Raw genomic sequence first — 12,469 nt, forward strand, 5'->3', positions numbered from 1 at the left:
ACAATCAAACATAACGTAAAACCACACTGATTAGGAGAGGAGGATTCGCCATGCAGACCGCCCTTGCGCCAAAATCGTCAGTGCCCCGGACTTCTCGGGTTGCCCGGTTTTGGCGAGACTACGGGTGGGCGTATTTGTTTATTTTGGCGCCTGTCCTGCTGTTTCTCATTTTCACACTGTATCCCGTTCTGACGGCTCTTGTGATGAGCTTCCAGAAATACAACATTATGAACTCGACGTGGGTTGGATTGGATAACTACGAGCGTTTGGTGAAGGATGAGACATTCTGGAAGTCGATTAAAAATACAGTCATCTTCACCGTAGGCACAGTCCCGGTCAATATTCTCATTACATTTGTACTGTCCTATTTCATCTATCAGATGAAAAGTAAATGGCAGACATTTTTCAAAGCTACCATGTATCTGCCTGCGGTAGCCTCCGGGGTGACCATCTCCATTGTATGGCTGGCGATCTTTGATCCGACGGATTCGGGATTATTGAACCGCTTCATCGGCTTGTTCGGCCTTGACCCGGTAATCTGGCTGGGCCAATCGGGAACGGCACTTTTTTCCCTCATTCTGATGAACTGGCTTGGATCGCACGGAGCGGGCATTATTCTGTATCTGGCAGCCATGGGCGGTATTCCGAAATCGCTGTACGAAGCGGCGGATATTGATCATGCCAGCGGCTGGACCCAGTTCAGCAAGATTACATGGCCGCTGCTCAAACCAACGACGCTGTATCTGCTCGTCACGGGTGTCATTACATCCTTCCAGGTGTTTATCTCGGTATATCTGATGACACAGGGTGGACCAAACTTTGCGACAACTACAATCGCTTATCTGATCTATGAGACGGCATTCAAGTTCTATGAGTTCGGATTGGCTTCGGCTCAGTCGTTTGTACTGGCGATTATCATCATTGTCATCTCTGTCATACAGTTCAAATATTTCTCCAGCGATATTGAGTATTAGAGGTAGTTCAAAACACGTACGATTAGAGCACGTTGCATTAAGCATCCGGGGGTGAATGAAATCCATGAAATCAACACAGAAAAAGATACTGCTCGTTGTTGCATCCATTCTGCTGGTGGTCTGGGCGCTGGTGACGGTCATTCCGATGTATTGGATGCTCGTTGGTTCGGTGCAGGATAGTGCGATGTCGGCTTCGTTTAAACCACAGATGATTCCGGAGCAGTTATCGTTATCACCATATGAGCGCTTTTTTGCCAAAACCGATGCCTGGCGCTGGTTATACAATTCGCTGCTCATCTCGATTATTCTGACCGTAACAAATGTATTCTTCGCCTCCCTGGCGGGATATGCGTTTGCCAAACTGAAGTTTCCGGGTAGTCAGGCGGTATTCTGGACTTTGCTTGGGACAATGATGATCCCGGCACAGGTGACACTAATTCCTTTGTACATTCTGATGGTCAACGTGTTTGACCTAGGGGACACGTATACGGCCATTATTCTGCCTGCTGCCGTTAGTGTGGGCAACATATTCTTGATGAAACAGTTCATGTCTACGCTGCCCACATCGCTGATACATGCGGCACGTATCGATGCATGTAGTGAATTCGGTATCTTCTGGAAAGTCATTCTGCCGATGGCAAAGCCGGGAATTGCGGTGCTGGCGATATTCACGTTTGTAGCTTCGTGGAATGAATTCTTCTGGCCGTTCCTCATTACCAATTCCAACGAGATGCGTACTATTCAGGTGGGGCTGGCCTCGTTTGTATTTGCCGAATCAACGGACTTCGGCGCGATGATGGCGGGGGCTACAATAGGTGCGCTGCCCATGATCGTTTTGTTTTTCTCACTGCAACGTTACTTCCTGCAGGGCATTACGATCGGTGCAGTTAAAGGTTAATTCCAATATATGTTCAACTAAACATTTACACTATAACGGAGAGGACAGAAATAACCTGAAGAAGCGAAGGCGTTCGCCTAAAAGCTTTCTAAAAGAAAGCTACATCGGAAGCATACGCTATCACCGGATTTCCCCTTTTTATAAAGGAATCAAAGAAATCTGGGGATAACAGCGATCGGAAGGTTGTTCTGTCATCGGAGTGCCAGTGTAAGGATTCGTTAGTTGAACTTATATAGTTCAGGACAAGCGACAACGTAAAGGGGGATCTACCTATGGCACGCGTGGAGTTTCGCCAAGTGCGCAAAGAATTCAAAGACGATCATAAAGGAACGTTCACGGCTGTGGCCGGCTCGGACTTTGTTATAGAAGATAAGGAATTCGTAGTGTTTGTGGGTCCTTCGGGCTGTGGCAAGACAACGTCACTGCGGATGATTGCCGGACTTGAAAAGCAAACAAGCGGTGATATTGTGATCGGTGACCGGCTAGTTAACGATCTGCATCCGAAGGATCGGGATATCGCGATGGTGTTTCAGGATTATGCACTCTATCCGCATATGACCATCCGTGAGAATCTTTCCTTTGGCCTGAAAAACCTGAAAAAGCCAAAGTCCTACATTGATGAACAGGTGCAGAATGCGGCGTCCATTCTGGGACTGGAAGCTATGCTGGAGCGCAAACCACGCGAGCTGTCTGGTGGTCAGCGCCAGCGTGTTGCGGTGGGACGGGCGATCGTCCGTGATCCGCAGGTGTTTTTATTCGATGAACCACTGTCCAATCTGGATGCCAAGTTGCGGGTACAGATGCGGGTGGAGTTGGGTGAGCTGCATAAACGTCTCGGTGCCACGATTGTGTACGTGACGCATGATCAGGTAGAAGCCATGACACTTGGGGAACGCATCGTGGTCATGAATCATGGAGATATTCAGCAGGTGGCTTCACCGAAAGAATTGTATGCGAGTCCGCGGAATATGTTTGTTGCCGGATTTATCGGTTCCCCGGCGATGAACTTCATCGATGCCCGGATTGAAGGCACGCAGGTTGTCGTGGACGGTGCATCATTCACCTTGCCAGAAGATGTACTCGCTCGTCTTCAGAGTCATCAAGGCAAGCCAGTGATTATGGGTCTGCGTCCAGAGCATATTTTTGGTGATGATGTCGCTCCGAATATCCCGACAGACTACATGCTGCAGGCGCGGGTTCAGGTTGTAGAACATCTGGGCTCCGAGAATTTGGTATATTTCCATTCCGGTGCCCGTACTGTTACGGCCAAGGTCCACCCGGAAACACATGCTTATGTAGGTATGGACAAAAATTTTGTGCTGGACCTACGTAAGGCGCACTTTTTTGATCCAGAGACGGAGCTTGCGATTGGACGGGAGTAGGCGGGGCTGAAGTTCGTTAAAATTGGTATGCCTCGAAAATCCGTCGTTTAAGGTGCGGTAGATTCGTTAGCACGTTGCAAGTTTGGTACAACATACTGACCAGCGGTGCGGCCAAGCCAACCCAAATGGGTAGCCTTTTTAAGACAGCCCTTGTGGGCGAACGCTTCGCTTCTCCAGATTTGTTCTGTTTTCTCCGTTATCGTGTAAAATGTTTAGCTCAACTTATATAGAAGGGAGAATAAAAATGCGTAAGCTGAGTGAAGTATTGATCAAGTCGGGTGCGGAAATCTATCGGGATATTATTTCGGTGGCCTTGTACAGTGTCGTTAGTTCCATCGTATTGGTTCCCATTCTGATGTTTGCTCCGTTGCCGATCGCGGTGCTGCTTCTGGCTTTGATGTATATGCCCATCCTGTTCGGTGTTTGTTATGCCGTACATCACAGATTGGAACGTAAGGAACGGCGCAATGGACTTAAGGATATCTGGGTCGGAACATTGAAGGGAATAATCCCGGGAGGCTCGGTGGGTGTGCTTTTCGCGGTGCTTGGCTTCATTCTATGGTCAACTTGGTGGTATTACGGTGGACAGGGTGGAATTACAGGTACAGCAGTGGGTGTATTCCAGACGTTCTTTGTTCTCATGGCGCTGATGTCACAGTTCTATACCTGGCAGCTTGTTTTACAAAAAAACATGGGCATCGTTCAGGCGATGGGGGAAAGTGTAAAGCTGTTCTTCCGTCACCCGGGGTACACGATGGGCGCTTGTTTTCAGGCCATGTGCCTGACGGCTCTGCTGATGCTGACTGTCGTTGGTTTCGGAGCGCTGTTTGGAGGTATGTTTGCCATTTATCAGCATAAGGTTGCTCTTAATGTGCTGGAGCCTGAAGAAGAGCCTGTCGTAACAGGTGGTAATGATCACCAGCATACAGGCTGGGTCAGCCAGGGGAATGTGTGATGGGTCAGTTGAATGGGACCGAGCAGATCCCGGCTGTAAAAACGGGAGTTGATCTTCTGTCCAGAGGGTTATCGCATCCATGGATAACGGGTAACCGAATCGGTCTAATTACAAACCCGACTGGTATTACAGCGGATTTTGTATCGACAATAGATGTGTGCGCCGGACTGGCTAATACCGAGCTTACAGCGCTCTATGCCTGTGAGCACGGACTGTATGGAGAGCTTCAGGCGGGTGTCAGATTCGGAGACATGTTTCATCCACGTCTGGACATTCCGGTGTTCAGCCTGTATGGAGATTACAAGAAACCTACGCCTGCAATGCTGGCTGGAGTGGATACGGTGCTGTTCGACATTCAGGATGTGGGTATCCGTTATTACACATATGCCTCAACCTTGTTCCATATGATGGATGCCTGTGCTGGAGCAGGCAAACGTATGCTGATTCTGGACCGTCCCAATCCGCTGGGTGGAAACGTTGTGGAAGGCGGTGTGCTGAACGCGGGGTATGAATCACTCGTTGGCGCTTGGCGTATACCTGTACGTACCGGATTGACGATAGGTGAACTCGCCCTGATGGTCAACAGCGAGATGGATGTACCTTGCGAATTGGACGTGGTTGCCATGGAAGGATGGCAGCGCTCCATGGAGTTTACGGATTGTGGTCTTCCCTGGATGTTACCCTCTCCCAATATGCCCACGCTGGACAGTGTGCGGGTATATGCGGGTACGTGCCTGTTCGAAGGCACTAATGTATCGGAGGGCAGGGGCACGACTCGCCCATTCGAGTGGGTTGGAGCCCCCTGGGTTGAGGGTGAGCGTTTGGCGGAACGATTTGGGGAATACAAGCTGGAAGGTGTACATGTGCATCCAGTGTACATGTCCCCAACATTCTCCAAACACGCAGGTGAGCTGTGTGGTGGCGTAAGGATTTTTGTAACGGACAGCGGGAAATTCCGGGCGGTAGAGACAGGGTTGGTGCTTTTGCATGAACTGGTGTCACTCTATCCGGAGCAATTGTGCTGGCTGGAGCCACCAGAGCCGGGTTCAAGGTACTTTATCGACCTGCTGGCAGGGGGGAAGGAAGTCAGGGAAACGATTCATGACCGCGCGGAATTCATTCGTTTAATGGATGCGTGGAATGTACAGGTAGCGGAATGGAAGGAGCGGCGAAAGCCGTTTTTGTTATATGAATGAACGGATGTTTGTTAGCGGAGGGAGGCATGAAATGAGTGGGCCAAAAGAGTTATACCAGTCGAAGCTGAAACAGATGACCTTGCGTGAGAAAATCGGGCAAATGCTGCTTTGTGGCTTTCATGGCACCGAAGCTACTGGCGATGTGGAATCCTTTCTCCGAATGTATCCAATCGGTGGCGTAATCTACTTTGCTCGCAACGTTGAGTCGCCAGAGCAGGTAGAGCGGTTATCGTCAGGGTTACAGCAGATTGCCAAAAGCAGCGGTAATGTGCCGCTCTGGATATCCATTGATCAGGAGGGCGGCATGGTTGCACGAATTACCGAAGGAATCGCCTTGATGCCTGGACCAATGGCCATTGCCGCTGCCGGTTCCATTGACGATGCATATCAGGCGGCATATATCAGTGGGTTGGAGCTGAAGTCCATGGGCATTAACATGAACTTTGCTCCGGTATTGGATGTAAACAATAACGCGGCCAATCCGGTCATCGGTGTACGATCATTCGGCGAATCTCCACAATCCGTTGCAGAATATGGAGCCAGAACCATTGCGGGAATACAGGACGCTGGAATTGCAGCGACAGCCAAGCACTTCCCGGGGCATGGGGATACGGATACCGATTCCCATCTGGACCTCCCAATCATCACTCATGATCGTGAACGGGTAGAGCGCCTGGAGTTGATTCCATTCCGAGCCGCTATCGCCGAAGGTGTCGATGCCATGATGTCGGCGCATATTTATTTTCCTGCACTGGAGCCAGAGCGTCTGCCCGTAACGCTATCGCAAACCGTATTAAGCGGTCTGCTTCGCCAGGAACTGGGTTATCAGGGCATGATCGTGACAGATTGCATGGAGATGGATGCCATTGCCGTGAACTATGGCACTGTCGATGCAGCCGTAATGGCGGTAGAGGCCGGGGCAGATCTGGTGTTAATTAGCCATACGGCTAAGCTTCAGGCAGAGGCATTTGATGCGTTGTTAGCAGCTGTGAGGAGCGGGCGGATTAGCGAGAGACGTATTGATGAGTCGGTGAATCGCTTGCTGATGTACAAGGCGAAACGTGGTTTGTTAGAGAGTGAAACGGGTGGTGCAGGTGATGAGGAAGTGTATGGCGTAGTATCGAATGCATCATTGCCAAAGGCATCAAACGCTCCTGCTCTATCCAGTGGGTCGGAGCGCAACAGTTCATTACACCAAGAGGTTGCTCGCCGTATTAGCGAGAACAGTATCACACTGGTGCGCGATGAGCTGAATATGCTGCCTTTAAAGCCGGAACGCACGCTGGTCATAACGGTTGCCACGTCCGTGACGACAATTGCCGACGAACAGCTGACTCAGACGTTCACCTTGGGCTCAGCCTTATCCATGTATGGTCTGGATGTTGTCGATCTGACGGTCACGCCCGAGGAAGTCGCCATTCGTTCCGCACGTCTGCTTCAGGCAGCGGAAGCAGATGACATTCGGCAGATTGTGGTGGGAACCTACAATGCGGGAAGTCCCTCCGGCGATCCACAGTGCAGGCTGATTGGTTGGATACAGCAATTGGGCAAAACGCTGGCTGTTGTGGCATTGCGAAGCCCCTATGATCTGCTGGCGCTTCCGGATGCCCAGGTCTATGTAGCGGCTTACGAGAGCCGGCCACTTGCCATGGATAGCGTCGCTCAGGCGCTGATGGGGCGCATTCCTTTTGCGGGGAAACTTCCTGTAACATTAAAGCAGACAGATGATGAAAGAGCGGATGTCTCCTAGGCAGTAATAAGAATATGAGTAAAACTACCTTTTGCAGGATGGAGAAGAGATGGATTGTGGGTTGAGCGAAACGGAAGTGTGAGTCGTTAAAATGAGAACATATACAACACAAAGAGACGATCCTTTAAAGGACCGTCTCTTTGCTCATTATAAGCTATTAATTATAGATTATTGCAATTGCAGTGCTTTGGCTGTCTGTGCCTCAACTTCATCCAAAAGTGAAGTCATGTCCATACCTGCGTGGTTGCCAAGCAGGATAATGGTGATATCATCGGACAGATTACGTGAAAAGGCTGTGGCAAACCCGCCACCACTACCGTTGTGGAAGACGGTACGGTTTGCGCCATTCTCTTTAAGAATCCAGGCGTAGCCATAGTTTTTATCAGAATAAGGCTCATACATCTGTTCAATCGTATCCTGGCTTAGAATCTTGTCCGTATACAGCGCACGATCCCATTTCAGCATATCGTCCACCGTGGAATAGATGGTTCCTGATCCGGATTGAGACACATAGTAAGGTGCAGTTACCCATGCGTTATCTTCTTGAACAAAACCACTAATCGTGTGCACTTTACGGGAGGCCTCTCCCGAATTCTTCATACCAAGTGGTTTCAGTATCGTCTGCTGCACGTAGTCGGCATAACTCATGCCAGATACCTGTTCAACGACGTATGCAAGTAAAACATACCCGCTGTTGCTGTACAGATAGGCACTTCCTGGTTCAAACTTCAGCGTTTTGTGGCGAATCTCCTCTACAGTCTCTTCCATAGAAGTTCCTTCACCCCGACCAAATGCAGATGGCAGACCTGAAGTCTGGGATAACAGCATATGCAGCGTGATCTGATCTCCCTTTGGTATACCAGAGATATACTTGGAGATTGGATCTTGCACATTAATCTTACCATCCTCCACGAGACTCAGAATGGACGCGGCCGTGAAGGATTTGCTCAGCGATGCGATTCGAGTCTTCTGATCCGGGCGGTTCAGCGTCTGTTCATCGGCAAGTCCGTAGCCTTGCTTTAGAAGTACTTCACCATCGCGGGCGATCAGAGCCATACCTGGATAGTTGATCTCGCGCAGATACGTATCCACGCTGGCAACCTCGCTGTTCAGCAGGCTGACTTGATCAGTGACCATACTTACACTCATCTGCCCCGTGGCTGTACGTTGGACCTTGATGTCTGCTTTGATTGCATTAGCCATGGCCCGGACAGGTACCATCAACGTACCGTTAACGGTACGTGAATTCACACCTGTAGCTAGATCGACCTTGTTTACTTTAATGGAATTGCTGCCAGCCTGATGGATCAGCTTGTCTCTGCCAACGGTAATGGTAGCCGTCTTGGTGTGATTATCCCATTTCAACGTGCCTTTAACCGATGTGACCACATCCCGCAGTGGAACAAACGTTGAACCTTTGATGATAAGTGGTGCGTTCTTCCAGGATTGTTGCTCACCATTCACTTCAATGTGAACTGCTTGCGTCGCCTGCGCTGCGGATACCGTAATACCAGCTTGTCCCAGAATCGGGCCTGCACACAGGATGAGCGCTAACAGAATGCGGAACATGGATGAATATACCGTGGAAATACGTTGTCTTTCATGTGACTTGCGTAAGATTTGAATCCTCTCCTTCCAATCGTTTCATGAATAGCCAGCTTATGAGCATTGTAAACGATCTCGCTAAGGGGGTCAAAACGAATAGAAGGATTAGGTGAATCCATCTAAACTGACCGAAAAGATTAAATTTATTCTAATTTAGTATCTATACATAATATTTTTACAGGAATTGTCCGATAAAAGGATGGGTGAAGATTATGATGGGGGATAGTTATATGAAGAAAAGGATTCGAAATTGGTTTACTTTAACCGTAAAAAAACGCCTGATTGCTGCATTGCTCCTGTTCCTGATAGTACCGAGCATTACCGTGGGATGGTTGTCTTATCAAAAAGCTGCTGACCAGGTTAAAATGGAGATTATTCGTTCCGCACAGGCCAAAACAGAAATGCTTAGTCTGCAGATAAATCAAATGCTGGATATGGAGAAGGATAACGCAGCTCAGATGGCTGCGGGTATTACTTCAAACGATATTATTACTAAATCCCCTGCACTGCAAAGGCAGATGGATCGGATGTCTCAGAATCATAAGGAACTGGGTGTACTTACCGCAGGTTCCGAAGATGGTAGCTGGATGAAGTCCCCTGAATCCGAGGAACAGAATTATGATCCTCGAGAACGTTCATGGTATAAGATGGGCATGTCCCAGGATGAACCGGTAATCTCGGATACGTTCCAGTCGGCTTCGACGGGCGAATGGGTTGTGACCGCAGCGGTCAAGCTGGCTGACGGCAAAGGGGTATTCGGGGCCAATGTCAGTCTCAATCATCTGAAAGAATCCGTTGATCAGATACGTATTGGTAAAGAAGGAAAACTGTACATGCTGGATAACGGGGGTAAATTCCTGTTCCACTACAATATTGAATCCGGTACACAGTCGGATGAAAGCTACATTAATGAGATGTATACGAAGGAAAGTGGAACGGTGAAGTATACATATGATGGTCACGAAGTGGAAGCTGTGTATTTTACCAATCCGGTGACAGGTTGGAAAATTGTTGGTGAGATGGTTCCTTCCGAAGCAAGTGAAGCGGTAATGCCTATTTTGATCCGTGCAATTACAATTGTGGCATCTGCATTGGTTATCGGGTTGATTCTGCTTATATTCATTATCCGCAGCATTCACCGGCCATTGCTGCAATTAACGCAGGCAGCATCCAAAGTAAGCGCTGGGGACCTCACCGTTCGGGTAGGTTTACAGCGCCGGGATGAGTTCGGACAGCTCGGGGAAAGCTTCGACACGATGACGAGTTCACTACGTAGTGTGCTTGGAGAGGTGCATGATACATCCAGCCAGCTGGCGGCATCTTCTGAAGAACTGATGGCGAGTTCCGAGCAGACATCCAAAGCCACAGAACAGGTGGCTGAACTGATGCAGGATGCAGCTGCGGGAACGACTTTGCAGAACAATAGTCTTGCTGCTACAGGTCAACTCGTGGGCGAAATGTCCATTGGAGTCAAAGAGATCTCATCAAGTGCTGAAGATACCGCTCGTATCGCTCTGGATGCATCCACTAAGTCGGAAGCAGGTATGGTTACAGTAGAAGAAGCGGTTACCCATATTCAGCAGGTGAATGATGAGAGCAAAGCCATGTCTGTGGTCATTGAGGATCTGCGCGCGAAAAATGAAGAGATTCTTGTGATTGTGGCCGAGATTACGGCCATTGCCAAGCAGACGAACATTCTTGCATTGAATGCATCCATTGAAGCTTCAAGAGCTGGCGAGCAAGGGCGCGGATTCGCGGTTGTAGCCAACGAAGTGAAGACACTGGCTCACAGTTCAGGCGCTTCAGCCGAGCGGATTAATGAGCTTATGCATGAGATGCAGGAGAAAACCAATGCGGTGCAATCCACTTTTGCCCGTACGGGAGAAGGTATGGTGAAGAGTTCGCAGATGGTTACAGAAGCAGGCGAAGCATTCAATAACATTCGTACTGCGGTACAGTTGGTGGCTGCACAAGCTGGAGAAGTATCCACGGCTTCCCGTCAAATTGATGGGGGCATGAGTCATATCAACAAGGCAGTAAGTGATACCATGGTTCTGTCGGACAGAATTGCCTCTGGAACGGAAGATGGATCAGCGGCGGCTCAAGAACAGTTGGCTACAATGGAAGAGGTTGCAGCTTCTTCGGCAGCATTGTCACGTATGGCTGAAGATCTGCAAAGCATGATTGAACGGTTTAAGTTGTAACAGGGATTGAAATGAGACTGCAGGGTTGCGACCCTGCGGTCTTTTTTCTGTTGAACAAGGGGCATCCGTTATGTCTTTAAACACAGCATTCTTTTCCGTTATATTGACATATAATAAACAAAACTATATTATATCTATAAATAAACAAACATAATTATAAAATATTTGATTAATATACGGTTGGAATGACCATAACAATGATAAAAAGGAGCTTTTACATGAAATCATCGGAATCCTGGTTGCAAACAGCTTCATTGGAAGAGATCAAGCGAGGTTATATGGAGGAGGGTCCCGCCTATATATGTGTCTGCTGCGGATACAGGACGGAAGCGGGGATTATCTATCCTGAAGAAGGAGTCCTCTATGAGGCAGCCCGTTATATGCGAGTGCATATTGAGAAGGTTCATGGATCGGTATTTGAATATTTGCTGGAGCTGGATAAAAGCGTAACCGGATTGTCTGATGTCCAGCGGGGCTTGTTGTCACAATTCTATGAAGGCAAGAAGGATGCTGAAGTACAGAAGACCCTTGGCATCGGGAGTGCTTCCACGATCCGGAATCATCGGTTTGTATTAAAGGAGAAGGAACGGCAGGCCAAAATATTCCTGGCATTAATGGAACTTCTCAAAAGTAAGGATACACAGGCTCCAGCCGAATGGGTGTCGCCAGTGACAAGGCATGAACATACGATCCATCCGAACTCATTTGATATTACAGAACAGGATCGGGAGAAGGTGCTGAATAAGTATTTTCCAGAGGGTACCGGCGGTCCGCTGACGACGTTTCATATGCAGCAAAAGCATAAATATATTGTGCTCACCGAAATTGCCAAACGATTCGAGACAGAGCGCAAATATTCCGAGAAACAGGTCAACGAGCTGCTGAAGGAAGTTAATGATGATTACGTGGAAATACGGAGGTATCTCGTCGACTATGGTTTGCTGGAACGTGAGCCAGACGGGAGTCAGTATTGGCTGGGAAGCCACGCAGATCAACAGATCGCCGAAGTTGGAAAACAGGAGCGCAAAGCAAAGGGGGAGCAGGGGAAGATGGATCGTCGCAAAGAATTGCAGGAACAGGCCAAAGAAGTCAAAACGGAAGCGGGCGTCTACCAGATTCGGAATGAACGTAACGGCAAAGTTTATATCGACAGCACACTTAACCTGAAAACCATTAACGGACAACGGTTTATGTTACAGATGGGTAGCCATCTGAATCGAAGATTGCAGGCTGAATGGAATGAATATGGAGAGAATGCGTTTGTGATCGAGGTGCTGGAGACATTGAAACAAGACGATAACCCGTATTACGATTCCAAAGATGCACTCGCCAAATGTCTGAATCGCTGGTTTGAACAGTTAGAGCCCTACGGAGATCAAGGGTACCACGGAGATAAAAAGCAATCTGCTGAATAGGAGAGGCATTTCCTTTCTGAAATGCCGCACCCTTTATAACTGAAAAGCCCCTTTGCCAATATGATGGCAAAGGGGCTTTTGGTGTGTACA

Annotated in this window: 9 protein-coding genes; 8 read left to right on the forward strand and 1 reads right to left on the reverse strand. The window is 48.7% G+C overall.

Annotated features, from left to right (window positions below; all coding sequences use genetic code 11):
- Positions 1–50 precede the first annotated feature (50 nt).
- The 6 genes from CXK86_RS26690 (at position 51) to nagZ (ending at position 7,155) form a co-directional block, all read left to right on the forward strand.
- Complete coding sequence (locus CXK86_RS26690; protein WP_101314840.1) at positions 51–974, forward strand: carbohydrate ABC transporter permease; 924 nt, start codon at positions 51–53, stop codon at positions 972–974.
- A gap of 64 nt (positions 975–1,038) precedes the next feature.
- Complete coding sequence (locus tag CXK86_RS26695; RefSeq protein ID WP_101314841.1) at positions 1,039–1,872, forward strand: carbohydrate ABC transporter permease; 834 nt, start codon at positions 1,039–1,041, stop codon at positions 1,870–1,872.
- 272 nt (positions 1,873–2,144) lie between these two features.
- Positions 2,145–3,254, forward strand: coding sequence for an ABC transporter ATP-binding protein (locus CXK86_RS26700; RefSeq protein WP_101314842.1), 1,110 nt, complete (start codon positions 2,145–2,147; stop codon positions 3,252–3,254).
- Between the two features lie 244 nt (positions 3,255–3,498).
- Positions 3,499–4,209 carry a hypothetical protein gene (locus CXK86_RS26705; protein ID WP_101314843.1) on the forward strand — a complete coding sequence of 237 codons (711 nt, stop codon included), beginning with the start codon at positions 3,499–3,501 and terminating at the stop codon, positions 4,207–4,209.
- A complete protein-coding gene (locus tag CXK86_RS26710) occupies positions 4,209–5,405 on the forward strand; it encodes an exo-beta-N-acetylmuramidase NamZ family protein (protein ID WP_101314844.1) in 1,197 nt (398 codons plus the stop codon). Before CXK86_RS26705 ends, CXK86_RS26710 begins: the two co-directional genes overlap by 1 nt.
- Positions 5,406–5,436: 31 nt before the next feature.
- Positions 5,437–7,155 (forward strand): beta-N-acetylhexosaminidase, encoded by a 1,719-nt coding sequence (gene nagZ / locus CXK86_RS26715; protein WP_101314845.1) that lies wholly within the window; start codon positions 5,437–5,439, stop codon positions 7,153–7,155.
- A gap of 168 nt (positions 7,156–7,323) precedes the next feature.
- Here the strand turns inward: nagZ and CXK86_RS26720 are convergent, their stop codons facing one another.
- Complete coding sequence (locus CXK86_RS26720) at positions 7,324–8,724, reverse strand: serine hydrolase domain-containing protein (RefSeq protein ID WP_101314846.1); 1,401 nt, start codon at positions 8,722–8,724, stop codon at positions 7,324–7,326.
- Between the two features lie 266 nt (positions 8,725–8,990).
- Here CXK86_RS26720 and CXK86_RS26725 point away from each other — a divergent pair, with 266 nt between their 5' ends.
- Positions 8,991–10,964, forward strand: a complete 1,974-nt coding sequence (locus CXK86_RS26725; protein WP_179087953.1) for a methyl-accepting chemotaxis protein — start codon at positions 8,991–8,993, stop codon at positions 10,962–10,964.
- Between the two features lie 218 nt (positions 10,965–11,182).
- On the forward strand, positions 11,183–12,379 hold the full coding sequence (locus tag CXK86_RS26730) for a DUF2087 domain-containing protein (RefSeq protein ID WP_076253934.1): 1,197 nt from the start codon (positions 11,183–11,185) through the stop codon (positions 12,377–12,379).
- The last annotated feature ends 90 nt before the right edge of the window (positions 12,380–12,469 follow it).

This window comes from Paenibacillus sp. BGI2013 (genome assembly GCF_002843485.1).
Taxonomy (GTDB): domain Bacteria; phylum Bacillota; class Bacilli; order Paenibacillales; family Paenibacillaceae; genus Paenibacillus; species Paenibacillus amylolyticus.